The sequence below is a fragment of the Haloarcula sp. CBA1127 genome, assembly GCF_001485575.1.
Classification (GTDB): domain Archaea; phylum Halobacteriota; class Halobacteria; order Halobacteriales; family Haloarculaceae; genus Haloarcula.
Genome location: NZ_BCNB01000006.1, coordinates 818,481 through 841,961, shown reverse-complemented (window position 1 = coordinate 841,961; position 23,481 = coordinate 818,481). Strand labels below are relative to the sequence as shown.

Sequence of the window (23,481 nt, the reverse complement as noted above, 5' to 3'; positions counted from 1 at the left end):
TTAATAGGTCGTGTTCGTAGGCGCGATTGTAATGTCGGAAGTCTGCTCGACGTGCGGGCTGCCTGAGGAGCTCTGCGTCTGTGAGGACGTCGCTAAGGAGTCCCAGGAGATTAACATCCGCATCGACGAGCGCCGTTACGGGAAGGAGGTAACGATTATCGAGGGATTCGACCCGAAAGACGTCGACATGGACTCGCTGTCCTCAGACCTCAAATCGAAGTTCGCCTGCGGTGGCACTGTTGAGGACGGGCAGATAGAGCTCCAGGGCAATCACACGGGCCGCGTCGAGGATTTCCTCCGCGACAAAGGTTTCAACGTCGCCTGAACTCCTGACTGCCAACGGTTCTCGTGAGAGCGCCGTGGCAAGCCGCTGCTGTGACCTGCTCGCCAGCTTTTCAGCTGGATCTGCTTGCGAGTGTGCGCTGCGATCGGCTATGAGTGGTTCAGGTCTGGCTGTTTTTTGCCGTCGTGGGAGCTTCAGGTAGCGACTGATCGAAACAAGGGTTGAGTCATGAGACCAACACCCACAATCGGCGGTCAAGTATTTCAACCACCGGGCGGTAACTGTTTGCAATGTTCGGTGTACCCCGGCGGGTGGTGGCCGTCGGACTCGTGGTCCTTCTCCTTGGTGGGGGACTCGCGTCGCTCCCGGTGGCGGCGACCGCTGACCGCGGGGCCGTGACCGGGGCTACCGACGGAACGACAGCTGGCGTCGGTGAGAACTGCACGTACAAAGCCGAGACGGCGTCGGCGCAGCGTGGGCCGGCAGTTGGGACAGTGCAGTCGTCGGCAGCTACGATCGAGTCGAATGGCTCGCTGGTCCGGACACGAAGCGCCGACACGCAGCGACGCCAGCCGCGGAGACAGGGCGGGGACACAGCCGGAACGGCAGCCCCAGCAGCGGCCAGCATGGAGACGGGGACGGCCACGTCGGGTGCGACACAGACCAGCAACGGTGACGTGATTCAGCAGACACAGACCTACGCGCGTGTGCCTGAGGAGCCGGGTGAAGTCGCGGTGACCGTGGCCTACGAAATCCCGGACCGGGTTGTCGACCTCGAAACGCACGTCCCGGCGGCGGCGACGGTGACCGGAACGGACGGGTTCGAGCGCGTCAACGAGTCCGTGTATGAGTGGGAAGAAACGACGGAGACAGCGACGATCAGCTACCACATTAACCCGAATCAGACCATCAAAAAGAGCGGTCCAGAGGGATCCGAGGGCCGATATCTCAGCGTCGATACGGGCGAGTGGGCGCTGCTCACGCGGTCGCGAACGCCGACGCGCTGGCGCTACACTGGCCAGGACCCCGTCAGGTACAACCGCACACTCCGGACGGCAGGCCCGGGTGCGGCGGGCGAGGAAATCGTGTACCTCGGCGAGGTGGCGACGTTCGAGGAGACAGCACACGACCAGACGTTCACGCTGGCTGTGCCAGAGCGGTCGACAATGACGGCCTCGCCGATTTCGGTTCTCGACTCGATGGCGAACGCATCGAACGCCCTCCGGGTCGGCGACCGTGACGAGCAGGTGTTTGTCGTCGCCGCGCCGTCTGGGGCCGTGGAGTGGGGCGTCGAGGGGTATCAGATCGGTGACGCTGATATGTGGGTCCAGTCCCGGCAAACGCTGGACACCGCCAACAACGTCTGGCTTCATGAGTACGTCCACAGTCGGCAGGCATACGAGACGACACAGGAGACGCGGTGGACGGTCGAGGGCTGGGCGACGTACTACGCCGCGGCCCTGACGCTGGAACAGAACCTGATCGGGTTCGACGAGTTTCGGGCACAGCTTGCAGCAGGCGGGCTGCCAGTCTACAGCGACGTGACATTGACTGACAGGGCAAGCTGGACGAGCAACGCAAACTACAGGAAAGGGGCGCTCGTCGCCGGGCGGGCAGACGTCCATATCCGCTCGGCTACTGGCCGCAACCAGACACTCCAGAGCGTGTTTCAGTCGCTGAACGGCTACCGTGACCCGGTCACGCAATCGCAGTTTCTCACCGAAGTCGAGGCCGCTGGCGGGGAAACCGTCCGGAACACGACCGCGACGGAGACTGAAACGACAGCAACGGTGACGATGTGGAACGGGACGACACACCGACGGTTGTTCGGTGCGATTCCCGCCCGTATCGGCTACGGCCTGCCACCGGTCGACCGGGCAGATGCCTACCGTGCAGATAGTCTCTACCGGCCGAACGCACCGGTCGGCGGGAGCGAACCGATCCGGCTGGTGACCAACGAGACGCTCGCGGTCGACACAGTCGTCGAGAACGCCGGCGGTGAGGCGGGGGCGTACAACGTGACGCTCGCAGTCAACGAGACCGTCGTCGCCGCAAAACAGGGCCAGATCGAACCGGGGGAACGGACCGAGGTCGAAGTGACACACACGTTTGCCGACCCCGGCCGATACGTCGTCAGCGTCGACGGCGACACCGTCACTGTCGTGGTGACGGACCCGGCAGCCGCCAGCGTGACCGACGTCACCGCGAGTCCGAAAGAGGTCAGGCAAGGGGACAGGGTCGACGTGACCGCCACTGTCGCCAACGACAACGGTATTCCGGGGACGATAGCGGTCGAGTTCCGCCGTAGCGATGTCGTGTTCGCCGAGCAGCGGCTGTATCTCTCGCCACAGGCGACGACAACGGTCACGCGGACAGTTACCCTTGACGAACCCGGAACGGTGTCGCTGTCAGCGGGTGACGGACGGACCACGACCGCGGTTGACGTGGTCGTCTCGGCGGAAACATCGGAATCAACGTCGACTCCGACGGAGACGCCCACAGACACACGCACTACAGCCGGAGAGGGCGGCGGCTTTACCCCGCTCGTGACCGGCCTCGCAGTGTTGCTTTCGGCTCTGATCGCCCGTCAGCGCAGTTCCTGACACGAGCCCGAAGGGAACAGTTATTGCGGTCGGCCGGCCGTTGTCAACCGTGAACGTCGGAATCGCGTACGCCATCCTGTCGGCGCTGGTGTTTGGGGTGTACCTGTTCGTGATGAAGCGGTGGTTCACCGAATACCCATCTCCCGTGTTCCTGTTGCTTACGTACAGCCTGGTCCCCATCGTCTACCTTCCAATAGTCTTCATCAGCAACGAGCCCTTCCTCCCGGCGGGAAATCGGGTTAACGTCCTCTCGTCAGTACTCGCTGTGACGGTGGTGACGGCAGTGGGACTGCTCACCCTCTTTCGGGCGATCCGCGTCGGCGAAGTCTCATACGTTTCGCCGATCAGCAAAATCGTTCCTGTGTTCGTGTTGCCGCTAGAAGTTGGCCTGCTGGGCCAGCACCTCTCGCCGCTGCAGGTCGGCGGCGTCGTCGTCGCGACCGCCGCCGTCTACGTTGCGAACTGGCAAGGCACAGCGTTACTGGCCCCACTCAAACGGGCCCGGCAGTCCCGGCCCGCGCAATTGGCCTTACTGTCGGCTGCGGCGTTCGCGCTCGTCGATGTGAGCAAGCGGGTACTGATGCAGGAACTGGCCATCGAACCGACGACATACATCCCGGTGATGGCCGTCGGCATCGCCGCGTTGATGACGCCGTTCGCGTTCCGGTACCAGATCCCGCCGGGGTGGCGGGCAGACCTCCCGAAGTTCGTCGTCGCGGCAATGTTCGTCGCCTACGCGAACCACATCGTGTTGTTGTCCTTCCAGTTGCTCCCGGCGAGTATCGTCTCACCTATCGTCAACGGGCAGGCTATCGTCGCCGTCATTCTGGGCGCGATTATTCTCGACGAGGCGCAGTTCCGGGCACGCCTGGCCGCTGCAGGGCTGGCTATCGTCGGTATCGCAATGATATCGGTCGGGTAGAAAGCTCAGGCCGACTTTCGTTCCGAGGAGCAGCCAACCTGTACCGTATAGCTCGATTGAAGCCATGCGGTCGGGTTCTCGGTGTCGTAGACGACGACGTCGCCGCCGCCAGTAGTGAAGCTGCCGTACTGCTCGTCGGAGTCGGTAGTATCGCGCGACGCTGGTTCCATTGTGGTACAAGGGCACATCCGACACAGCGCTACATAAATGTTTCTCAGATGTGGTATGAAGTATTATTAGCATACTAGGATTTGTCCGCATAATATAGTCCTACTGAGAGACCAGCACCGATATGTGGCCGCCGGCAAAGGCATCAGATATGACACGAACGGACGCCCCAGTAACGCCGCCAGTCGTGCTGACCGTCGCTGGCAGCGACTCCGGTGGTGGGGCCGGCATCCAGGCCGACGTCAAGACCATCGAGGCCTGTGGCGGCTTCGGGACCAGCGCGATCACCAGCATCACGGCACAGAACACTACGGGCGTACAGGGCCAGCATCTGCTTCCGATTGAACAGATCGAGGCCCAGATCGAGGCGGTCACGGAGGATTTCGACGTGGCCGCGGTCAAGACGGGGATGCTCGCGACCAGCGAAGTGATCAATCTGGTCGTAGACCACGCCGCCGACCTGCCAAATCTCGTCGTCGACCCGGTGATGGTGGCGGCGTCGGGCGACCGGCTCCTGGCCGCCGAGGCCGAAAACGCCTACGAGACCCTCATCGCCGAAGCGACGGTCGTCACGCCGAACGCCGACGAGGCCGCCGTCCTGACCGGACGCGATATCGACAACCCCGAGGCCGCGGAACGGGCGGGCCGCGACCTCGTCGAGATGGGGGCCGACAGCGCGCTCGTGAAGGGGGGCCACGTCCCGGGCGACGCGGTCGTCGACACCCTCGTGACCGAGGACGAGGTGACGACGTTCCGCCACGACCGCATCGACACCGAGGCCACTCACGGCTCCGGCTGTACGCTCTCTTCGGCCATCGCAACACAGCTGTCCCACGGCGACGACCTGCCAACGGCGGTCGGAAGTAGTATCGACCTACTTGCGAGCGCGGTCCGGTACAACGTCGACGTCGGGGAGGGGCCCGGTGCGGTCCACCACCTCGTCCAGACGCGCAATGACGCCGCGCGCCATCCGACGAGCGAGGCCGTCGAGCGGGCTGTGTCGGCGCTCATCGATGCGGACGTGTCAGCGCTGGTCCCTGAGCGAGGGATGACCGTCGCCGGCGCGACACCCTACGCAGAGACGCCGGACGCGGTCGCTGCCGTCGAAGGCCGTATCACTCGAACGATAGATGGCATCCGGCCGAACCGCGGCGTCCGCTTCGGCGCATCGACGACAGTGGCTCGCGCCCTGCTTGCTGGTCGCGAGCACGACCCAGCGGTCCGGTTTGCCGTCGACTGCCGGCTGACCGACACCATCGAGGACGCGCTGTCGTCGTTGGACGGGCCTGTCGCTGCGTACGACCCCGACGAGTGCCCGGACGCGGTTTCCGACGACGCTATGTCGTGGGGCGTTGGTCAGGCCTTCGAGACCAGCGAGGGGACACCGGTCGCCGTCGTCGGCCGCGAGGGCGTGGGCACCAGCGGGCGCGTAACGCTGCTCGCAGCGGACGCCGACAGCCTCGTCTCCCGGGTGGCGACCGTCCACGGGGCCGTCGAGGACAGCACGTAGCCGGTCAGTCGGTCGTGCGCTGGTTCGACACAGACGGTGGCCGCGTTTAACCGCGAGCAACGCATACCCGGACGTATGAGTGAGACACAGTCGAGCGAGCGGATTACGGTCTTCTCGGACTACGTCTGCCCGTTCTGTTATCTCGGACGCGAATCGCTCAGGCAGTACCAGTCGACGCGCGAGGACGAACTGGAGGTCGACTGGCACCCCTTCGACCTCCGGAGCGGGAAGCGCAACCCCGACGGCTCCATCGATCACTCTGTCGACGACGGCAAGGACGAGGACTACTACGAGCAGGCCAAGGAGAGCGTCCGCCGGCTGCAGGCGAAATACGACGTCGAGATGGACCTGGACATCGCCACCGACATCGACTCGCTGCCCGCCCAGATTGCCTCCTACTACGTCAAAGAGCACTACGACTACGAGACGTGGCTGGCCTTCGACGTGGCCGTTTTCGAGGCGCTGTGGCAGGACGGGCAGGACATCGGCGAGGAAGACCTGCTGGTCGACCTGGCCGAGGACGCGGGCGTCGACGGCGACGAAATTCGGTCGGCGCTCGCGGACGACGCCCTCAGGTCTGCGGTCCGCGAGAAGTTCACTGCAGCTAAGCGTCAGGGCATCACCGGCGTCCCGACGTTCGCCTACGATGGCCACGCCGCCCGCGGCGCGGTTCCGCCCGAGCAGCTCGAACGGCTGGTCGAAGGTTCCTGAACCGGGCGAGCAAAGCGGCATCGCCTGCGCCCGATTTTACGCGACGCGGTTCCGCAGTGACTCGCCGTGTGTGGCCCGTTCGACGTTCTCCCGAACGAGCGCCGCGATATCCTCGTGATACCGGCTCGTGGACGCGGCGACGTGTGGTGTTACGATGGCTGATTCGTGGTCCCAGAGCGGATGGTCGTCCGGAAGCGGTTCCGCCCAGTGGGCGTCCAGAGCAGCCCCCGCAATTGTCCCGGTATCAAGGGCGTTCAGTAGCGCGTCCTCAACGACGACCGGTCCCCGGGCGACGTTGACGAGATAGCTGTCAGCCCGCATCTGCGCGAGGAGCGCGGCGTTGACCATGCCGTCGGTCTCCTCGGTGAGCGGACAACACAGTACGACGAAGCGCGCGTCGGCGACGGCGGTGTCCAGTTCGTCGGGTGTGTACACGCGCTCAACGTTCTCAACAGGGGCACCGGAGCGACGAACGCCGACGACATCCATCCCCAGTGCGTCGGCCCGGTCGGCGACGCCCTGACCGATGGTACCTAGTCCGACCACGCACACCTGCTCGCCGGTCAGCGTGAACGGCGCGTCGTACGGTTCCTGCGTCCAGTCGTTGTCGCCCTGGTGGTCCCGGTAGACGTGGAGACGGCGGGCAAACGCCGTCATGTAGCCGACAACAGTCTCGGGGACGGTGTCGCCGTGGATGCCGGTGCTGTTCGTCAGTGCGGTCCCAGCGGCCTCGTAGGCAGCCACATCGAATTCATCGTAGCCCGCCCGGATGCCGTGGACCCAGGCGGCGTCCAGAAACGCGTCCCGCGGTGAGAAGGTGACGACGCAATCACCGGCATCGAATGCGGCGTCGTCGCCGACAATCTCGACGGGAATGTCAGGCCCCTGTAACGCGGCGACCATCGCTTCCAGCGGACAGGCCTTCGCAACCGACTCGTGGACGGCGATTCTGGCGATATCCATATCCGTCCCTGCGCCGGGGGCAGTATAGTCCTTTTCCGGAACGCGACACGACGGCGAGCCAGTCAGTCCCAGCGACTCTCAAGCGCGTCGACACGCATCTCGATATAGCGGCGAGACCACCGCTCCGAGAACCGACGCAGAGGTCCAAAGAGCCCGTCTGTGTCCGTAGCGTCGGCAGAAACGTCTTCATCGTAACTCGACCGGCCGCCCGACTCCATTGGTCCCTCTGGAAAACTCATAACGATATATGTTACCACGGGGTGTGAAATAAATATTAGGGATATTAGGGTGCCGGCGGGGCCATGCGTTTTTGCCGTCTTCGCCGGTTTTTTGCCATTATTTTTGAAACAAGTACAGACAACAAGGGATTTAAGCGATAGTTCACAATGCTGGCTTCACGCGTCAATGACCACGTCGTCACCGTCCAGTCGACTCCAGAAGGGGTTTCTCAAGTACCAGCACGTCTTCGTCTTTCTGGCACCACTGCTGTTCGTCGTCGGTGTGTACACCGCCGCACCGACGCCCGCTGACGCGGGCACCGGCTACTGGTTCGAGTACTGGTGGCTCTGTATCGCCTTCGTCACCGGTGCCACCATCGTCAACACGGTCGGTATCAGCGGGTCGGCCCTGTTCGTTCCATTTCTCATCTTCATCTTCCCGATACTCGCCGGGGAGACGCTGACACCGGAGACACTGGTGAAGGTCGGACTCATCAGCGAATCGTTCGGCCTCTCCAGTTCGGCACTCGCGTTCATCCAGTACGGACTCGTCGACCGACGGCTCGCGCTGAGCCTCGTCCTCGGGAGCGTGCCCTTCGTCATCGCCGGCGCGCTGCTGTCGTTTGTCATCCCGGAGCCGCTGTTTCACGCGCTGCTCGGCATCGCCCTGCTGGCGGCGTCGTACCTGCTTTTCAAGGCCGACCTCGGCCACGAGGAACCGGGTGAGGCAGGCGACAATGACCCCGACGTGTCGGCTGACGGTGGCGACACGACGCTGCCCGACGACGACAACAAACTCGGGCCGGCAGGCGTCGAAACGGCCGACAACGGAACGGTGACACGCGTCGACCGCGACGGCAACGACTACGGCTACACGCGCGGCGGCTATCTCGAACGCTTCGCGAACTACAGCATCGGCGGTGTCTTCCAGGGACTGGCCGGCTTTGGCGTCGGCGAACTGGGCATCATCTCGATGCTCCGAACCGATGTCCCGGTCCGGGTCGCCATCGGCACGAACCACATCGTCGTGGCGCTGACGGCGGTTCTGGCCTCGCTGGTCCACGTCTTCGGCGGCGGCCTCGTCCCGGGCGCGCACTCCATCGACCTCGCGTCGACGCCGTGGAACATGGTCGTCTGGACTGTGCCTGCGACCGTCACCGGCGGCCAGATTGCACCGTACGTCTCGACCGCGCTGGATACCGGGACCATCAAGAAGTTCGTCGGCGGGCTGTTCGCAGTCATCGCCGTCGCGCTGTTCCTGATGGCGACGGGTGGTGTCTGAACCGATGTACGACACGATTCTCCTTCCAACCGACGGCAGCGACGGTATCGGTGCGGCCGCGAGACACGCCGGAAAAATTGCGGGTCGGTTCGACGCGACGGTCCACGTGCTTTCGGTCGTCGACACCCGCAACCGGTTCGAGAGTCCGTCGAGCGGCCTCTCGGCTGACGCGTGGCTCGAAGCAGAGCGCGAGCGCGCCGGGTCGGCCATCGAAGCGACCGTCGCCGAGCTACCCGACGACGTTTCGGTCGAAACCACGCAGCGAGAGGGCGTCCCGAAGACAGAAATCGTCGACGCGGTCACGGACGTTCCGGCGGACCTTGTCGTGATGGGGACCCACGGCCGGACCGGACTGGACCATTATCTCATCGGCAGCGTCGCGGAGACGGTCGTCCGCGAATCGCCGGTGCCGGTGCTGACCGTCCAGCTGTCGGACGAGTGAGTACGGTACACCGATCTGTGTGACCGCATCAGCCATCGACCAGCCCTGGCCGGGCCGAATCAGTCGCTCGGTGGTACGCGGATAGCACGAGCGCATGGAACGCGACGAGGACGCCGACACCGGCCACGATGGTCGCGACTTGGCGCGGCGTCGAGAGCAGTCCCAGCGAGACGATGAGTGTCGTCGCACAGGCCGGTGCGTGCACCGTGTCGGTGGCGATCATCCCCCAGCTCGTCACGACGAGCGAGAGCGTCGCGCTCGCAACGAGGCGGAGCCCGGCCATCGAGAACGCCGCCGGGTCCGCGACCAGTGAGACGCCTGTTGCGAGCAGAACGTACGCGACAAGCCCCGCGAGACCGCCGATGAGATGGCTCACGACGACGCTGGCCAGCCCCGTCCGGTCGCCGTCCCGCTGAAACGCAAGGATGAACGCAGACGGGCCGAGACTCGGGAAGATGAATGGCTGGCCGCTCGCCCACGCGAGCGTTCCGAGGACGACGAACAGCACGCCCGCGTACAGGCTCGTCCCAACCCGATGCCGTCGCATTGCTCCCGATAGGAAACTGGACGGGTAAGACAGTCACGGTCCGACAAAGCGGCGCTGTAGTCCCAAGTGGGGACGACAGCAGTCAGAGCGCCGTCATCGTCGTGTCGTCCTCGCTCGGGGCCGACGGCGACCGCCCGTCAGCCGTCCGGAGTTGCTCGAACGCGACTGCGATAATCGCGGAGCCATACAGCGACGCCAGGGGTTGGATGACGATGGCTGGCAACTGCGAAACCGGCCCCGAAAGCGCCAGCGAGCCGACGAATCCGATGATACCGCCGACGACCGCCGCGGCGGCACCAACAATCAACAGCAGTCCGAACAGCGCGAGCCGGTCACCCTCGGTGAGCCGGTAGCTCTCTTTGAGCGCCGCGATGAAGTTCCGGTCCTCGACAATGATGTACGGCATCATGAAGATGAACGCGACGTACGCGAAGATGCCGGGGATAATGAGGAAGACTGTACCGATGAACACCAGCAGGCTGTAGACGATCCCGCCGACGAACACGTTCACCAGCGCGAGTGGCACGTTCCGCGTGAACGCACCCTCGGGGAAGCTGGTGCGTGCCCCAGCGACAAACGTCCGGAAGGACACGACAGTGAGATACAGCGAGACCACGGAGCTGACCGCGATACCGGCACCAACGACAGTAAGCGGGATGTCGAAGGAGAGCGGCATGGCTGCGGCAATCTCGCCGTATCCCATCCTGGCGTAGGTCGTCGCTATGGCTGAATTGAACAGTACTTGAAAGCTAGCCATCAGGGCGAAATACGCTACGAGTAGTATCGCGCCGGTACGACTGAACAGCCGGTACCCCGCCTCTTCGAGGGCGGAGCCGATTTGGAGGGCCATCGTCGGACCGCTTCGACAAGCAATGACAAAAGTGTTGCCTCAGTGTGACACTACAACCCAGTTCACACGTCCGATTCCGACCCGCGCTCGACGAACTCGATAAGTTCCTCCGCCGGGACGAACCCGTCGGCACGGCGGTGAATCAGGTCCCCGTCGGCAAACAGCAGGAACGTCGGCACGCTCCGGACATCAAACGCGTCGACGGCATCGAGGTCGTGTTTCGGATTGAATACGATCACTGTGGCGTCAGTGGCTTTCGCAGCGATATCGAGTATCGGCTCCATCGACTTGCAGATGGTACAGCCGGCCGTCCGGACCATCACCAGCACGCGGTCATCCGTCGCCAGTACGTCGTCAAGTTCATCTCGTGTTTCGACCGTTCGAACGCTGTGTTCCGTTGTCGTGTCCATACAGGCAGTACGTGCCACAGCGCGAAGAACCCCGCGACGAGTCACGCCCGTTCGGCCGTGGCTGCTGTCCGGGGCCGTCAGTCCTCGATTTCACGTACGACCGACGCGGGGTTCCCCTGGACGACGACGCCAGCGGGAACGTCGTCGGTCACGACCGCGCCGGACCCGACGACGGCGTCGTCACCGATGGTAACGCCCGGATTGATGACCGCCTGACCGCCGATCCAGACATTGTCGCCGATAGACACCGGCTTCCCGTACTCGACGCCGCTACGTCGTTCATCCGGGTCAAGCGGGTGCGTCGCGGTGTAGACGTGGACGCCCGGCCCGAGCAGGCAGTCGTCGCCGATATCGACCCGACAGACGTCCAGCACGACGCAGTCGAAGTTCGCGTAGAACCCGTCGCCGACGTGGATGTTGTCGCCGTAGTCACACCGGAAGGGCGGTTCGACGTGGCAGTCCGGGCCGACCGAGCCGAACAGGTCCTCGATGAGCGCCTGTCTGGTGTCGGCCTCCGACGGGTCGGTCCGGTTGTACTCCCGGGTAAGTTCGTTCGCACGCTCACGGGCAGCAACGAGTGCTGAGTCGCTCGCGTCGTAGCGCTCGCCCGCCAGCATCTTTTCTTTCTCAGAGGCCATGTTGACCGCCCTCCAGAATGTCGCTCACGGTACAGTGTGGTGCGCTCATAGTAGGCTCTCGGAGCGCCCCGACAAGAGATGATGGGTCGACACTCCCGAACCATGACCCCCCACCTCAAGCTAGTTGAACACTCCACGGTGGGTGGGACTGAAAGGGGCCGACCCATCAACGAACCCCGACGACGCAAGCACCGCAGGGAGTGCGACGACCGAGGAGCGCAGCAAGGCGCGGGAGTTGATGGGTCGGGGGCTTTCTGGCTGTTCGAAGTCTCAATCACGTACCGGAACAATACTCTCCCCACTAGCCCGGAACGGATTTATAGTCGACCGTCGCCTACCATGGTTCGTGAACCGCACGGCAGCGCTCGACGCAGTCGTCTTCGGTGTCGACATCCAGAGCGGCGACGTGCGCGGTGACGCACCGTCGTACGCGCTGGTGGTCTTCGACGGGGAATCAGTCGAGCGAGACGTGGTCTCGTGGCGGAAGCTCCGCCGGCGTATTGAGGACGAGGAGCCGGCCATCGTCGCGACGGATAATATGTACGAACTCGCCGAGGACAAGGACGCCCTGATCCACGTCCTCGGGTCCCTCCCCGACGAAACGAAACTGGTGCAGGTGACCGGCGACGAGCGGCCCGAACCGCTCTCCCGGGTCGCCAAGCGCCACGGCGTCCCCTACGGCAAGGACCCGATGGAGGAGGCCGAGGCCGCGGCCCGGCTGGCCGCCGCCAACGTCGGGCAGGAGGTGTCCGCCTTCACCGATACAACAGAGGTGAAAGTCTCGCGGGGCCGCTCGACCGGCAAAGGCGGGTGGTCAGAGGACCGCTACACCCGGCGCATCCACGGCGCGGTCCGCAAGCGGGCGCGCGAAATCGAGTCTGAGCTCGACGCTGCCGGTCTGGAGTACGAGCGGGACGTGACCGAGAAGTACGGCGGGTTCTCCAACGCCGTGTTCCAAGTCTCGGCCCGGCCACAGGATATCCCGGTATCGAGAGCCCGGTCGGGCGACACGCGCGTCGAGATCGAGCGCCAGCGGCGGGACGGCATCGAGTTCAAGCCACTGGCAAAGCGGCGCGACCACGTCGTCGTCGGCGTCGACCCCGGAACGACGACGGCCGTCGCCATCGTCTCCCTCGACGGCACTGTGCTGGATGTGTACTCCTCGCGGACCGACGACGCCGCCGCGACGACAGAGTGGATCATCGAGCGCGGGCGGCCCGTCATCGTCGCCGCCGACGTGACGCCGATGCCAGAAACGGTCGAGAAGCTCCGACGCTCCTTTAGTGCCGCGGGCTGGGAGCCCGACACCGACCTCCCGGTCGACGAAAAGAAACACCGGACTCGGGAGGAGGCCTACGACAACGACCACGAACGCGACGCCATGGCCGCCGCGCTCTACGCCTTCGACCACCACGCCGACCAGTTCGAGCGCGTCGCGGGTAAGGTCCCGCCACAGTACGATGTGGGACCGGTCATCGACCGCGTCGTCGCTGGCGAGGAGAGCGTCGAAACGGTGTTGCGGGACCTCGAAGACGACGACAGCGAGGACGAGGACACAACGGCCCACGAACCACGGGAACTCACCGACGACGAGAAAGAGATCAAGCGGCTGAACGCCCGCATCGAACGCCTTGAGTCACACGTCGACGACCTCAAAGAGACGATCAAACGCAAGGATGACCAGCTCTCGGAGAAGGACAAACAGCTGGAGAAGGCCCGCAGCGAGGGCCGGCGCGAGGTCAGGAAAGACCGCGAGGTGACGCGGCTCCAGCGGCGCAACGAGGCCCTCGAACGGAAAGTCGAGGAGGAAGAGGAGAAACGCGAGGCGCTGGCTGACAAGCTCGAACGGCTGAAGGCGCTGTGGAAGCTCGACCACTCGAACTTCGCCGACGTCTCGGAGAAACAGGAGGGGCTGACCCCGGTCAAGGTGGTCGAACAGTTCACCAGGGACGCCATCGCCGACGCCGACGAGCGGTTTGGCCTCGTTGAGGACGACATCGTCATGTTCCGGGACTCCTCGGGTGCGGGCCGGTCGACGGCCCAGCAGCTGGCGGATATCGACCCGAAGATCGTCCTCCGGAACGGGAACCTCTCCGATATCGCCGATCAGGTGCTGTTCGACAACGACATCCCCGTCGCGCCGGCGGAGATGGTCACCGTACAGGAAGTGGACGAACTGGCCGTCGCCCGCGAGGGCGAAATCGAGGCGGCAATCGAAGACTGGGAGGAGCGCGCCGCCGACCGCCGGAAGGAGCAGAACGCGGAGATGGTCGACCAGATCATCAGCGAACACCGGGCCGACCGGCCGACGAGCGAGAACTAGACGCTGGCGTCCGGCGAACAGGACGGAGCGACATGGCACTCCGTTCGGTGTGTCAGTGGCACAACGGCGAGCCAGCCGTACTGAGTAGTTATGGTCTTCGGGTGCGTTTGTCTCGCATGGAAGACCAGAGTCGTGTTCTGGCGGCCGCGGTCGAGACTCTCGACGACGTCTTCTACATCTACGACGCAGACGGCAAACTTGCGTACTGGAACGCTCGGCTGAACGAACTGTTCGACCTGACGGATAGCGAACTATCGGGCACAGAGCCGACCGATTTCTTTGTCGCGGACGACCGGAAAGCCGTCGAAGCGGCTATCGAGGAGGTGTTCGAGTCTGGTCAGACAACCGTCGAAGCGCGAGCAGAGACGACGGAAGGGGTGGTGACGTTCGAACTCAGCGGCCGGCTTCTCACGGCGGACGACGGCACAGTTCAGGGATTCAGCGGTGTCGGCCGGGATATCACGGACCGACAGGAACGGGAGTGGCACCTCCAGCGACAGAACGAGCGGCTCACGGAGTTTGCTGACCTGCTGGCACACGACCTCCGGACGCCGCTTGCCGTCACTAGTGGCCACCTCGAACTCGCTGCCGAGGAGCTGTCGGTCGAGCGTATCAACGCCGCCAGAGATGGGTTAGGGCGGTTAGAATCGATTATCGAGGATCTGCGGACCGCGACCAGAGACGGGGCGCTGGCAGCCGACGAGCAGGCCGTCGATATCGCTGACGTGGCAACGACGGCGTGGACCCACGTCGAGACCGACAGCGCAGTGCTGGAACCGCCGCCATCGATACTGATTGAAGCTGACCCAAAGCGATTGCTCCGACTGTTCGAGAACGTCTTCGCTAACGCCGTTACACACGGGCCTGAGCGCAATGAACGCGCAGCCGACGAGGAAGGTGGAGACGATGCCACCCAAATAACGGTTCGTGTCGTACCGACACCCGACGGCTTCGCAATCGAGGACGACGGCCGGGGAATCGCTCCCGACGAACGAGAGCGGGTGTTCGAACCGGGCGCGTCACGGGCGGCTGACGGGACCGGGTTTGGCCTCTACATCGTCAGGACAATCGCCGAAGCCCACGGCTGGACAGTACGTGCCACAGCAGGAGAACACGGCGGTGCACGGTTCGAGTTCGACATTGATGCGGACACCGCCTGTTAGTCGTCTCCGCCTCAGGGCATCCCGTCGCCGCCCATCCCACCACCGCCCATGCCGCCGCCACCCATACCGCCCATGCCACCACCAAGTCCGAACGCGCCGAGCAGGCTCGTGACGAGGCCGTAGACGACCAGTCCGAGGCCCCCGACGACGAGAGCGATGCCGACGGCGACGATGGGTGCCTTCCACGCGACCAGACCGATGCCGGCGAGCAACACGACGATGCCGCCGATACCAACCGCACCGAGTTTGTCGAGCATACCCGTGTAGGCCAAGCGGGCGGACAAAAGCCCGTCGGTCAGTACTCGAACTCGGTGTCGACGTTCTGTGCCGCCGCGACCATTTCGGCGATGGTGTCCTGCCGGCGAAGCAGCCGCATCGTGTCACCCTCGACGTCAAAGGTTCCGTCCATCGCGGCGGCGGAGATGTCCAGATCGCCCTGCAGCATCGTGACCCACTCGCTGTAGGGGCCACGGAACGCGAAGTCGTACTCGGGGTCCGCGACCGTTCCGGCGGCGGTACAGACACCGTCCTTAATCACAACGACGAACTGTATCGGGTCACCGGTGTAGGCGTCGTCGGCACGGATTTCGAAACAGAATACAGCGGTGAAGTCGTCAGCGCTGTCAGCGAACGCGGCCCGCTCGTTGATCCGGTCGCGCCACGCGGCGGCCCAGTCATCGGCGTCGGTCGGCAGCGTCACAGTCATTGGCAGGCGGTATGCAAGGGGGGCTTTTCTGTGTTGCCTTGTCCTTTCGAGTGCAACACCCGGGAAGTCGTCGTTGTGGCGCCGTGACAAATGCAAGGAAAACAGCGAAACGTGGCCTCAGCGGCGCGATTCGCCGCCGAGGTACAGCCGAGACACCTCGGGGTCGTCGAGCAGCGAGTCGGCCTCGCCCTCGAACTTGACCGTCCCCTGGTCGAGGACGAACCCGCGGTCGGAGATACCCAGTCCCTCACGGGCATTCTGCTCGACCATCAAGATCGAGGTGCCGAGTTCGTTGACTGTCTCTACGTCGTCGAACACTTCCTTGGCCGTGTTCGGTGCCAGTCCGGCGCTCGGCTCGTCGATGAGCAACACGTCGGGCTCCATCACGAGCGCACGGGCGAAGGCAAGCACCTGCCGCTGGCCGCCCGACAGTGTCTTGGCGTTCGCGGTGCGCTTGTCGTCGAGGATGGGGAACCGGTCGTACAGTTCGGCCACGACCTCGTCGAGGCCGTCGTCGCGGGCGACCCCGCCCATCCGGAGGTTCTCGTCGATGGTCAGCGAGCCGAACACGTTCTCCGTCTGTGGGACGTAGCCGACGCCGATACGGACGATATCTTCCGGCGCCATCCCGCCGATTTCGCGGTCACCAAGGCGTACCGTGCCGGTCCAGGGCTCCAGCATACCGAACACCGTCTTGAGGACGGTGGACTTGCCGGCCCCGTTCGGACCGACGAGGCAGGCGATCTCTCCCTCGCCGAGTGTCAGCGAGAGGTCGTCGAGCACCTGCACTTCACCGTAGCCGCTGTCGACGCCGTCGACGGTGAGGATGGGGTCGGTCATTCCGACGGCCCTCCCAGATAGGCGTCGATGACACGCTCGTCGCTCCGGACCGCCTCGGGCGGCCCTTCGACGAGGACACTCCCCTGATTGAGGACGATAATCGGGTCGGCCAGCCGCATGATGAAGTTCATGTCGTGTTCGATGATGAGGAAGGTGATGCCCTCCTCGTTGAGTTCCTCGATGAACCCGGCCAGTTTGTCGGCCAGCACGGGATTGACGCCGGCGACGGGTTCGTCGAGCAGGAGCAGGTCGGGCTCGGCCATCATCCCGCGGGCCAGTTCGACCAGTTTCATCTGCCCGCCCGAGAGGTCCGTCGCGGGCTGGGTGGCCAGGTCGCCGATTTCGAAGCGTTCGAGCATCTCCTGAGCCTGTTCGAGCGAGCGCCGTTCCTCCTGTTCGACGGTACTCGGTGAGGTAAACAGCGGGATAATCGATTCCCCGGTCTGGTTGTGTGGCCCCACCAGCAGCGCCTCCCGGACGGTCATCCCCTCCGGTTTTCGTGGCGTCTGGAACGTCCGGATCATTCCCTGGTCAGCGATTTCGTGGGGCTTCTGGCCGGTCACGTCGACGCCGTTGACCGAGACAGAGCCCGCATCAGGCTCGTAGAAGCCCGAGACGAGGTTGAACAGCGTCGATTTGCCGGCTCCGTTCGGGCCGATGAGGCCCGTAATCGTGCCGCGTTCGACCTCGATGGACGCGTCGTCCGTCGCCACGAGGCCGCCGAAGCGTTTCTCCAGTCCTTCAGCCCGAAGCACCGGATCGTCTTTCCCGAGAATCGGGCCGTCGGAGACGAGTGACTGCTCACTCATCGCGACCACCGCCCAGCGAGTCGGGCCAGATGAGTTCGCGCTCCGGCGGGAGAATCCCCTCCGGGCGGAGCCTGACGATGAAGATGATGAGCAGGCCGACCAGCATGAGTCTGAGCGGTGCCGCGCCGATTGGCAGCGCCCCGGTGTCGGTCAGGAAGCGCGTCCCCTGCTGGATGGCGACGATAGTGAACCCACCCAGCATTGCGCCGCGGTCGCTGCCGGTGCCGCCGAGGATAACGGCGACCCAGACGTAGAACGTCGTGATGGGCTGGAGGTCCTGCGGGCTGACGAACAACACGAGGTGGGAGTAGAACACGCCCGCAAGCGCCATGATCAGGCTCCCGATGACGAACGCCTGCATCTTGAATGCGAACGTGTTCTTGCCCAGCGTCTCCGCGAGGTCCTCATCGGTCCGAATCGTCCGGAGGACGCGGCCCCACGGCGACTGGTGAATGCGCCGGAGGAACAGGTAGACCGCCGCGACGATCACCGTGACGAGGACGACGTTCAGGAAGCTGGTGATGACCGATTGGCTCATGTTGAACACCGGCGTTCCACCCGCGTAGAAGACGTACGGATATGTCAGGTCGCCGAGTACGGGCCAGTCGGAGAAGAACAACGGGATACCGGTCAGGCCGGCGCTGCCCGCCGTCCACTGTGATTCGTTGAGGATGAAGATACGGACGACCTCTGCAAGACCCAGCGACGCGATTGCGAGGTAGTCGTCGCGGAGCTTCAGCGTCGGATAGCCGATAATCACTGCGAGCACCGCAGCGAGGGCGAGACCGCCGAACAGTGCGATGACGGGACTGACGCCGCCGGAGATCGGCGAGCCGGACGCCGTCAGCAACGCGGTCCCGTACGCACCGAGGCCGAAGAACGCCGCGACGCTGAAGTTGATCATGCCGCCGTATCCCCACTGGACGTTCAGCCCCATCGAGAGGAGCATGTACATCGCCGACAGCCCGACGAGATACAGCAGGTACGCCGGGGCGAGGAAGCCGGTGACGACCGCAATGAGCAGGAGTGCGCCAAGCGCGCCGAGCAGTCCCACGACGCCCTTTTCGCGGGGCGAGTACGCACCGATATCGAGCGTGCTCATGTCATATCACCTGCGATGCCGCGGGGCCTGACAAGCAGGACCGCGACCATGATGACGAACGCGACAGCCGGCGCGTAGGCGTTGCTGACCGGAAGGCCGACATCACCGAGCAGCGGCGTCAGTTCGTGGAGCATCCCGATGAGTAGGCCACCGAGCATCGCCCCGTACACCGAACCGATACCGCCGAGGATGACCGCGGCGAACACGACCAGCAGGATATTGAAGCCGATTCGCGGGTCGAGTTGGCTGTACAGCGCGAGGAAGACGCCGCCGGCGGCGGCCAGGGCGCTGCCGACGACCCACATGACGAGAATGACGCGGTCGGTTCGGATACCGCTCACGCGTGCGAGGTCGGGATTGTCAGCCGTCGCGCGCATCTTCCGGCCCAGCGTCGTCCGCTGGAGCAGGAGATGCAGGCCGATAACAAGGACTGCCGCGCTGACGATAATCGCCACGTCTCGCTGTGTCACTGCGACATCGAGCGTGTCAAGCAGCACCGGAATCGGTCCGCTGCGGCTGATGTCGTACTGCAGGAAGTCCGTCCCGAAGGTCGCCTGTAGCACCGCGCGGTAGACGAACGCCACGCCGATGCTCGTGATGAGCAGCCCGATCGAGTCCGTATCGAGGGGCTTGTACACGAGAATATGGGTGAGGACGGCGACGACCGCTGCGAGCGCCATCCCGACCGCCAGAGACAGGAAGAACCCGATCGGGAGACCGAGAACGGTGCCGCCAAGACCGCCGAACACACCGAACGCGACGAACGCTCCGTAGGCACCAAGCGTCATCGTGTCGCCGTGTGCAAAGTTCGCGAAGTCGGCGATGCTGTAGACCAGCGAGAGCCCGATACTCCCGAGGATGATGATACTACTGAAAACGAGCCCGTTTGCCAGGTACTGTAATATCTGCGCCATTGGTGAAAATGGAAAAGGGTCGTGGCCGCCTTAGCCCTCGATGAAGCCGCTGGATTCGTACGCGTGATCCACGACTTCGAACACCTGCAGCAACCCAACGGGATCACCGTTCTCGTCGAGGTCGATGGGGCCGCTCACGCCGGTGTAATCCACGTCCGACGGTGAGCCACCGTTCGCCAGAATCTCGTGTGCGTCCTCGTATGAGGTCGCCTCCTCACCCTCGGGACGGGTCACGTCCCGGACGACATCCATGAGCGCCGAGCCCGTGAACTCGTCGGCGGCTTCGATAGCGAGCGCGCTGACGACCACAGCGTCGTAGGCGTAGGCCGACCACGACGTGGGTTCCTCGCCGAAGCGCTCCTGGAACTCCGAGACGAACGCCTGGTAGTTCTCGGCGTCCTGCGGAACGCTCGGAACCACGGCTTTCATGCCGTTGAGGCTACCCTCGGGAGCTGCTTCGAGGACTTTCGGGCCCTTGACACTGTCACCGCCGTACCAGGCGGCCTGGTCGGTGACGCCCAGGTCGAATGCTTCCTGGGACATCGTCGCGAACTCCGGCTGGTAGGTGATGAACACCCACGCGTCAGCGTCGGTGTCAGACATCGAGGAGATGGTACTGCTGTAAGAAGACTGACCCTGGTCGTGGGGTTCGTTGTAGACGATTTCCCCGTCGTAGGCCTCGATGAAGGCTTCGCCGACGGACTGTCCGTAATCGTTGTTGATCCAGGCCAGCGCAGCGGACTCGTTGCCGTCCTCGTCGAGCAGCGACGAAATTGCCTCCGCCTGAGCCTTGCCGGCCGGCGGCATCCGGAGCAGGTCCGGGAAGTTCGTCAGGTTCGGGCTGGTGCTGTTCTGACTGATCTGGACGACGTCCGTGTTCTGGACGACGCTCTCGTGGATAGCCGTGCTGACGCCGCTCCCGACAGTACCGATGAGCAGCGGGACCTCTTCCTGATTGACGAGTGTCTGGGCTGCACTGACCCCACCCTGACTCGTACTCTGGTCGTCCTGCTGTGAGATCGCCAGTTCGCCGCCACCGACGCCGACCGAGTTGACGTCGTCGAGCGCGATCTCCTTCCCACGCTGGTTCCGCTGCCCGAACGCGGACAGCGACCCGGAGAGGCTGTCGACCATCCCGATGGTATAGGTTTCGGAACCGGCGTCCGTCGAGGTGTCCGTCGATTCACCGTCACCGCCGTCGCCGTCACCTCCATCACCGTCCTCGGGAGCACCGCCGGAACAGCCGGCGAGGCCGACGAGTCCGGCACTGGCAGCGGCTTTGATTACGCTTCGCCTGTCGATCGAGCGCTTGTCATGGTCGTTCATGGTATACTGATATCCTTTTTCGTAAGTCCCTGTATAACCCTGTCACCGTCCATGGTAGGCACCACGTTCTCAACCGCATACGGAAAGCCGTCAATTAATACTTCTGGAACGCGTTTGCCGCATAGAGTATCGCTACGGCTATGGAACGAACGGAGTTTACCACGGTAGACACGCACACGGGCGGGGAACCGACGCGCATCGTCCTCGACGGTATCGAAGCCGACACGCTCACCGGAGCGACCGTCCGGGAGAGACGCGACCGGTTCGCAGCTACGGCTGACGGCGTCCGGAAACTCCTCATGCAGGAGCCCCGCGGACACGCGGATATGTTCGGAGCGGTCCCGGTGCCAACCGACCGGGCCGACCTCGGGGTGTTCTTCATGGACACTGATGGCTATCTGGATATGTGCGGCCACGGCCTCATCGGCGTCGTGACCGCACTCGTCGAACGGGGCGAACTTCCCGAGTCGCCCGAACTGACCGTCGAAACTCCCGCCGGGCTGGTCGACGTGACGGTCGAGATAGCTGACGGCGTCGTCCGTCGCGTTGCATTCGAAAACGTCGACAGTTACGTCTGTGAGACGCTTACTGTCGAGCAGGATGGCGTCCCGGTCGAGGCTCGTATCGTCTATGCCGGGAACTATTTCGCCGTCGTCGACGCTGACAGCATAGGCGTCACGCTCGACGGCGACGATGCCACGCAGTGTATCGAGCCAGCACTGGCACTCCGCCGAGCAGCCAACGACGCCGCACCCGAGGACCCGGTCACCGGAGCGCGGGCGACCGTCTCTGCAGTCGAACTCACCGCCAGCGACGACGGTGACCGGAGCTGTGTGGTGTTCGCCGACGGCTCCGTCGACCGCTCCCCCTGCGGAACAGGCACGTGTGCGCGGTTGACGCTCCATCACGTCGACGGCGACCTCGCCATCGGCGAGCGTGTCGAAGTGACCGGCCCGGTGGGGTCGACGTTCGAGGGATACATCAGCGATACGAACGTCGACGACGGTGTCACCGTGACTAACCCGGTCGTTTCGGGCACAGCGCATATCACGGGCGAGCACACGTTTTACCGGGACGACGACGATACGCTCGGCAGTTTCACGCTCTCTTGATTTCAGGCTTTGGAGGGTGATTTTTTTGGTAGGGGGTGCGTTTAGGCCCATATAGTGGCGTAGTTTCGATAATGATTCCGCCGATAGCGAACAACTTCGTCGCCGGGGAGACAGCCCCGGGGGCGCTCGACCACGTCGCTTCGCTCAACGACGACGGCGTCAAGGGCATCCTGAATCTGTTAGGCGAACACTACGACGAGCGCCGGCCCGCCGACGAGGACGCAGACCAGTACATCGAGTTAGTCAAAGAAATCGACAGGAGCGGCCTCGACTGCGCTATCTCGGTCAAGCCCTCGCAGATTGGCCTCGACGTTGGCGACGACGTGTTCGTCGAGAACCTCGAACGCATCGTTGCGGCGGGTGACGACCACGATGTCTTCGTTTGGGTCGATATGGAAGACTACACCACGACCGACGTGACCCTCGACGCGTACGAGCGGCTCGTCACGGAACACGAGGGCGGCGTCGGCGTCTGTACGCAGGCGAACCTCAAGCGGACGCCCGAGGACCTCGAACGGCTCGCGCCCCTTCCCGGGAAGGTCCGACTGGTCAAGGGAGCCTACTCCGAGCCAAAAAAGGTCTCCTACAAGAAGAAAGAGCGCGTCAACGACGCCTATCGGGACTGTCTCGAACTGATGTTCGAGGAGTTCGAGGGCGGCATCGGCGTCGGTAGCCACGACCCGGCGATGATAGACTACGCGAAGGACCTCCACGACGAGTACGGCACCGACTACGAAGTGCAGATGCTGATGGGGGTCCGCGACGACGAACAGCGCGACCTCGCCGCCGAAGGCGTCCCGATGTGGCAGTACATCCCCTACGGCGACAAGTGGTTCTCCTACTTCTATCGGCGCGTCCGCGAGCGCAAGGAGAACGCGCTGTTCGCTGTCCGGGCCGTGCTGAGCTAACTTACTGGTCCGGGTCGAGCAGTTTCGCTTCTGCTTTCCGGAGGTGTTCGAGCAGCGTCGTCTTCGAAACGCCGAGTTTCGACGCGAGTTCGCGCGTCGAGATACCCCGCGGCCACGCGTAGTAGTCCTCCTGTCTGGCGAGTTCGAACGCCTCGCGCTGACTGTCCGAGAGACGGTCCATCCGTCGGAGTTGCTTCGGATTGCCGCCGCCGGCAGACGTGATTCGAGTCACTTCGATATCGGCCGACTGTTCCTCGCGGATCTCGTCGAGGAGCGACTCGGCCTCGTCGCGGGAGTCCGGGAAAAACACCGGCCAGTGTTCGCGACCGTGACGGACGCGAACCGGGTCGTTGTGGATGAACCCCCGCGAGAGAAGGCTGTCGCTGATAGTGTTGTCCGGGTCGTACTCGACGAACAGCTCGCGGGTCGTGTTCCCCGGCGACGAGCCCGTGCCAGTCGCGCCGTGGCGCTCGCGCAACTCCAGTACGGAGTCGGTCAGCGACGAATCACGGGTCGCGTCGATGAGCGCCTCAACGTCGCTAATACTGTCGGCGTACGCGGTGAACAGACCCTTCACGCTACCGTTCTGTGTGTTGTACACGCCGTGAGCCAACAGGCCAGCCGCGGTCTTGTCGGTGACTTCGAGCGTCCAGCAGTCAGGATGCCAGATGCTCAGGGTAAGCTGGAGTCCCCCGTGTTGTGATTGTGCGTTACTCATACTGAGCGCCCTC

26 protein-coding genes are annotated in these 23,481 nt (G+C 64.0%); 11 read left to right on the top strand and 15 right to left on the bottom strand.

Features of this window, described 5'->3' with window-relative positions:
- The first annotated feature begins 31 nt into the window (after nucleotides 1–31).
- The 3 genes from yciH to AV059_RS08830 all read left to right on the top strand — a co-directional run bounded on the left by yciH (nucleotide 32) and on the right by AV059_RS08830 (nucleotide 3,808).
- Complete coding sequence (yciH, locus tag AV059_RS08840; protein WP_004516073.1) at nucleotides 32–325, top strand: stress response translation initiation inhibitor YciH; 294 nt, start codon at nucleotides 32–34, stop codon at nucleotides 323–325.
- A gap of 248 nt (nucleotides 326–573) precedes the next feature.
- A complete protein-coding gene (locus AV059_RS08835) occupies nucleotides 574–2,886 on the top strand; it encodes a peptidase (protein WP_058994010.1) in 2,313 nt (770 codons plus the stop codon).
- Between the two features lie 40 nt (nucleotides 2,887–2,926).
- Complete coding sequence (locus tag AV059_RS08830; protein ID WP_058994008.1) at nucleotides 2,927–3,808, top strand: DMT family transporter; 882 nt, start codon at nucleotides 2,927–2,929, stop codon at nucleotides 3,806–3,808.
- Nucleotides 3,809–3,813: 5 nt separating this feature from the next.
- Here AV059_RS08830 and AV059_RS22365 read toward each other — a convergent pair whose 3' ends face one another.
- Complete coding sequence (locus AV059_RS22365; protein WP_170096814.1) at nucleotides 3,814–3,978, bottom strand: hypothetical protein; 165 nt, start codon at nucleotides 3,976–3,978, stop codon at nucleotides 3,814–3,816.
- A gap of 122 nt (nucleotides 3,979–4,100) precedes the next feature.
- Here AV059_RS22365 and thiD point away from each other — a divergent pair, with 122 nt between their 5' ends.
- Nucleotides 4,101–5,486, top strand: coding sequence for a bifunctional hydroxymethylpyrimidine kinase/phosphomethylpyrimidine kinase (thiD, locus tag AV059_RS08825; protein WP_079990747.1), 1,386 nt, complete (start codon nucleotides 4,101–4,103; stop codon nucleotides 5,484–5,486).
- Between the two features lie 75 nt (nucleotides 5,487–5,561).
- Nucleotides 5,562–6,197 carry a DsbA family protein gene (locus tag AV059_RS08820; protein ID WP_058994004.1) on the top strand — a complete coding sequence of 212 codons (636 nt, stop codon included), beginning with the start codon at nucleotides 5,562–5,564 and terminating at the stop codon, nucleotides 6,195–6,197.
- 36 nt (nucleotides 6,198–6,233) lie between these two features.
- Here AV059_RS08820 and ddh read toward each other — a convergent pair whose 3' ends face one another.
- Entirely contained in the window at nucleotides 6,234–7,160 is a 927-nt protein-coding gene (ddh, locus tag AV059_RS08815; protein WP_058994003.1) for a D-2-hydroxyacid dehydrogenase, read from the bottom strand.
- A gap of 62 nt (nucleotides 7,161–7,222) precedes the next feature.
- Entirely contained in the window at nucleotides 7,223–7,399 is a 177-nt protein-coding gene (locus tag AV059_RS22050; RefSeq protein WP_154021021.1) for a hypothetical protein, read from the bottom strand.
- Between the two features lie 166 nt (nucleotides 7,400–7,565).
- On the opposite strand from AV059_RS22050, the gene AV059_RS08810 reads away from it, so the two are divergent.
- Both AV059_RS08810 and AV059_RS08805 read left to right on the top strand, forming a co-directional pair.
- Nucleotides 7,566–8,660: a sulfite exporter TauE/SafE family protein gene (locus AV059_RS08810; RefSeq protein WP_058994001.1), complete on the top strand. Its 1,095-nt coding sequence runs from the start codon at nucleotides 7,566–7,568 to the stop codon at nucleotides 8,658–8,660.
- 4 nt (nucleotides 8,661–8,664) lie between these two features.
- A complete protein-coding gene (locus AV059_RS08805; protein ID WP_058993999.1) occupies nucleotides 8,665–9,102 on the top strand; it encodes a universal stress protein in 438 nt (145 codons plus the stop codon).
- A 28-nt stretch (nucleotides 9,103–9,130) separates the two neighbouring features.
- On the opposite strand, the gene AV059_RS08800 is transcribed toward AV059_RS08805, so the two are convergent.
- The 4 genes from AV059_RS08800 to AV059_RS08785 form a co-directional block, all read right to left on the bottom strand.
- A complete protein-coding gene (locus AV059_RS08800; protein ID WP_058993997.1) occupies nucleotides 9,131–9,649 on the bottom strand; it encodes an HPP family protein in 519 nt (172 codons plus the stop codon).
- A gap of 82 nt (nucleotides 9,650–9,731) precedes the next feature.
- On the bottom strand, nucleotides 9,732–10,499 hold the full coding sequence (locus AV059_RS08795; protein ID WP_058993995.1) for a glycerophosphoryl diester phosphodiesterase membrane domain-containing protein: 768 nt from the start codon (nucleotides 10,497–10,499) through the stop codon (nucleotides 9,732–9,734).
- 62 nt (nucleotides 10,500–10,561) lie between these two features.
- Complete coding sequence (locus tag AV059_RS08790) at nucleotides 10,562–10,909, bottom strand: thioredoxin family protein (RefSeq protein WP_058993993.1); 348 nt, start codon at nucleotides 10,907–10,909, stop codon at nucleotides 10,562–10,564.
- A gap of 77 nt (nucleotides 10,910–10,986) precedes the next feature.
- Nucleotides 10,987–11,547, bottom strand: coding sequence for a sugar O-acetyltransferase (locus AV059_RS08785; RefSeq protein ID WP_058993991.1), 561 nt, complete (start codon nucleotides 11,545–11,547; stop codon nucleotides 10,987–10,989).
- Nucleotides 11,548–11,893: 346 nt separating this feature from the next.
- Here AV059_RS08785 and AV059_RS08780 point away from each other — a divergent pair, with 346 nt between their 5' ends.
- Nucleotides 11,894–13,870, top strand: a complete 1,977-nt coding sequence (locus AV059_RS08780) for a DUF460 domain-containing protein (protein ID WP_058993988.1) — start codon at nucleotides 11,894–11,896, stop codon at nucleotides 13,868–13,870.
- Between the two features lie 116 nt (nucleotides 13,871–13,986).
- Nucleotides 13,987–15,033 (top strand): HAMP domain-containing sensor histidine kinase, encoded by a 1,047-nt coding sequence (locus AV059_RS08775; protein WP_058993986.1) that lies wholly within the window; start codon nucleotides 13,987–13,989, stop codon nucleotides 15,031–15,033.
- An 11-nt stretch (nucleotides 15,034–15,044) separates the two neighbouring features.
- Here AV059_RS08775 and AV059_RS08770 read toward each other — a convergent pair whose 3' ends face one another.
- From AV059_RS08770 to AV059_RS08740, 7 genes are all read right to left on the bottom strand, one after another.
- Nucleotides 15,045–15,290: a hypothetical protein gene (locus AV059_RS08770; protein ID WP_004590621.1), complete on the bottom strand. Its 246-nt coding sequence runs from the start codon at nucleotides 15,288–15,290 to the stop codon at nucleotides 15,045–15,047.
- A gap of 38 nt (nucleotides 15,291–15,328) precedes the next feature.
- Nucleotides 15,329–15,739 (bottom strand): SCP2 sterol-binding domain-containing protein, encoded by a 411-nt coding sequence (locus AV059_RS08765; protein WP_058993984.1) that lies wholly within the window; start codon nucleotides 15,737–15,739, stop codon nucleotides 15,329–15,331.
- A 117-nt stretch (nucleotides 15,740–15,856) separates the two neighbouring features.
- Nucleotides 15,857–16,579, bottom strand: a complete 723-nt coding sequence (locus AV059_RS08760; RefSeq protein WP_058993982.1) for an ABC transporter ATP-binding protein — start codon at nucleotides 16,577–16,579, stop codon at nucleotides 15,857–15,859.
- Nucleotides 16,576–17,388, bottom strand: a complete 813-nt coding sequence (locus tag AV059_RS08755; protein WP_058993980.1) for an ABC transporter ATP-binding protein — start codon at nucleotides 17,386–17,388, stop codon at nucleotides 16,576–16,578. Before AV059_RS08755 ends, AV059_RS08760 begins: the two co-directional genes overlap by 4 nt.
- Nucleotides 17,381–18,490: a branched-chain amino acid ABC transporter permease gene (locus AV059_RS08750; RefSeq protein WP_058993977.1), complete on the bottom strand. Its 1,110-nt coding sequence runs from the start codon at nucleotides 18,488–18,490 to the stop codon at nucleotides 17,381–17,383. Before AV059_RS08750 ends, AV059_RS08755 begins: the two co-directional genes overlap by 8 nt.
- On the bottom strand, nucleotides 18,487–19,404 hold the full coding sequence (locus tag AV059_RS08745) for a branched-chain amino acid ABC transporter permease (protein WP_058993976.1): 918 nt from the start codon (nucleotides 19,402–19,404) through the stop codon (nucleotides 18,487–18,489). Before AV059_RS08745 ends, AV059_RS08750 begins: the two co-directional genes overlap by 4 nt.
- Before the next feature lie 30 nt (nucleotides 19,405–19,434).
- Complete coding sequence (locus AV059_RS08740) at nucleotides 19,435–20,730, bottom strand: ABC transporter substrate-binding protein (RefSeq protein WP_058993974.1); 1,296 nt, start codon at nucleotides 20,728–20,730, stop codon at nucleotides 19,435–19,437.
- 140 nt (nucleotides 20,731–20,870) lie between these two features.
- Here AV059_RS08740 and AV059_RS08735 point away from each other — a divergent pair, with 140 nt between their 5' ends.
- Nucleotides 20,871–21,842: a proline racemase family protein gene (locus AV059_RS08735; RefSeq protein ID WP_058993972.1), complete on the top strand. Its 972-nt coding sequence runs from the start codon at nucleotides 20,871–20,873 to the stop codon at nucleotides 21,840–21,842.
- A gap of 71 nt (nucleotides 21,843–21,913) precedes the next feature.
- Nucleotides 21,914–22,750 carry a proline dehydrogenase family protein gene (locus tag AV059_RS08730; protein ID WP_058993970.1) on the top strand — a complete coding sequence of 279 codons (837 nt, stop codon included), beginning with the start codon at nucleotides 21,914–21,916 and terminating at the stop codon, nucleotides 22,748–22,750.
- 1 nt (nucleotide 22,751) lies between these two features.
- Here AV059_RS08730 and AV059_RS08725 read toward each other — a convergent pair whose 3' ends face one another.
- On the bottom strand, nucleotides 22,752–23,468 hold the full coding sequence (locus AV059_RS08725) for a helix-turn-helix domain-containing protein (RefSeq protein WP_005537081.1): 717 nt from the start codon (nucleotides 23,466–23,468) through the stop codon (nucleotides 22,752–22,754).
- Between the last annotated feature and the right edge of the window lie 13 nt (nucleotides 23,469–23,481).

Excerpts from the sequence above, each read along its gene's own strand:
- AV059_RS08805 (WP_058993999.1), top strand. The coding sequence starts at position 8,665 with ATGTACGACACGATTCTCCTTCCAACCGACGGCAGCGACGGTATCGGT.
- AV059_RS08795 (WP_058993995.1), bottom strand. The coding sequence starts at position 10,499 with ATGGCCCTCCAAATCGGCTCCGCCCTCGAAGAGGCGGGGTACCGGCTG.
- AV059_RS08735 (WP_058993972.1), top strand. The coding sequence starts at position 20,871 with ATGGAACGAACGGAGTTTACCACGGTAGACACGCACACGGGCGGGGAA.
- yciH (WP_004516073.1), top strand. The coding sequence starts at position 32 with ATGTCGGAAGTCTGCTCGACGTGCGGGCTGCCTGAGGAGCTCTGCGTC.
- AV059_RS08775 (WP_058993986.1), top strand. The coding sequence starts at position 13,987 with ATGGAAGACCAGAGTCGTGTTCTGGCGGCCGCGGTCGAGACTCTCGAC.
- AV059_RS08740 (WP_058993974.1), bottom strand. The coding sequence starts at position 20,730 with ATGAACGACCATGACAAGCGCTCGATCGACAGGCGAAGCGTAATCAAA.
- AV059_RS08810 (WP_058994001.1), top strand. The coding sequence starts at position 7,566 with ATGACCACGTCGTCACCGTCCAGTCGACTCCAGAAGGGGTTTCTCAAG.
- AV059_RS08835 (WP_058994010.1), top strand. The coding sequence starts at position 574 with ATGTTCGGTGTACCCCGGCGGGTGGTGGCCGTCGGACTCGTGGTCCTT.
- AV059_RS22365 (WP_170096814.1), bottom strand. The coding sequence starts at position 3,978 with ATGGAACCAGCGTCGCGCGATACTACCGACTCCGACGAGCAGTACGGC.
- ddh (WP_058994003.1), bottom strand. The coding sequence starts at position 7,160 with ATGGATATCGCCAGAATCGCCGTCCACGAGTCGGTTGCGAAGGCCTGT.
- AV059_RS08725 (WP_005537081.1), bottom strand. The coding sequence starts at position 23,468 with ATGAGTAACGCACAATCACAACACGGGGGACTCCAGCTTACCCTGAGC.
- AV059_RS08745 (WP_058993976.1), bottom strand. The coding sequence starts at position 19,404 with ATGGCGCAGATATTACAGTACCTGGCAAACGGGCTCGTTTTCAGTAGT.
- AV059_RS08770 (WP_004590621.1), bottom strand. The coding sequence starts at position 15,290 with ATGCTCGACAAACTCGGTGCGGTTGGTATCGGCGGCATCGTCGTGTTG.
- AV059_RS08800 (WP_058993997.1), bottom strand. The coding sequence starts at position 9,649 with ATGCGACGGCATCGGGTTGGGACGAGCCTGTACGCGGGCGTGCTGTTC.
- AV059_RS08755 (WP_058993980.1), bottom strand. The coding sequence starts at position 17,388 with ATGAGTGAGCAGTCACTCGTCTCCGACGGCCCGATTCTCGGGAAAGAC.
- AV059_RS08730 (WP_058993970.1), top strand. The coding sequence starts at position 21,914 with ATGATTCCGCCGATAGCGAACAACTTCGTCGCCGGGGAGACAGCCCCG.
- AV059_RS08785 (WP_058993991.1), bottom strand. The coding sequence starts at position 11,547 with ATGGCCTCTGAGAAAGAAAAGATGCTGGCGGGCGAGCGCTACGACGCG.
- AV059_RS22050 (WP_154021021.1), bottom strand. The coding sequence starts at position 7,399 with ATGAGTTTTCCAGAGGGACCAATGGAGTCGGGCGGCCGGTCGAGTTAC.
- AV059_RS08750 (WP_058993977.1), bottom strand. The coding sequence starts at position 18,490 with ATGAGCACGCTCGATATCGGTGCGTACTCGCCCCGCGAAAAGGGCGTC.
- thiD (WP_079990747.1), top strand. The coding sequence starts at position 4,101 with ATGTGGCCGCCGGCAAAGGCATCAGATATGACACGAACGGACGCCCCA.
- AV059_RS08790 (WP_058993993.1), bottom strand. The coding sequence starts at position 10,909 with ATGGACACGACAACGGAACACAGCGTTCGAACGGTCGAAACACGAGAT.
- AV059_RS08765 (WP_058993984.1), bottom strand. The coding sequence starts at position 15,739 with ATGACTGTGACGCTGCCGACCGACGCCGATGACTGGGCCGCCGCGTGG.
- AV059_RS08820 (WP_058994004.1), top strand. The coding sequence starts at position 5,562 with ATGAGTGAGACACAGTCGAGCGAGCGGATTACGGTCTTCTCGGACTAC.
- AV059_RS08760 (WP_058993982.1), bottom strand. The coding sequence starts at position 16,579 with ATGACCGACCCCATCCTCACCGTCGACGGCGTCGACAGCGGCTACGGT.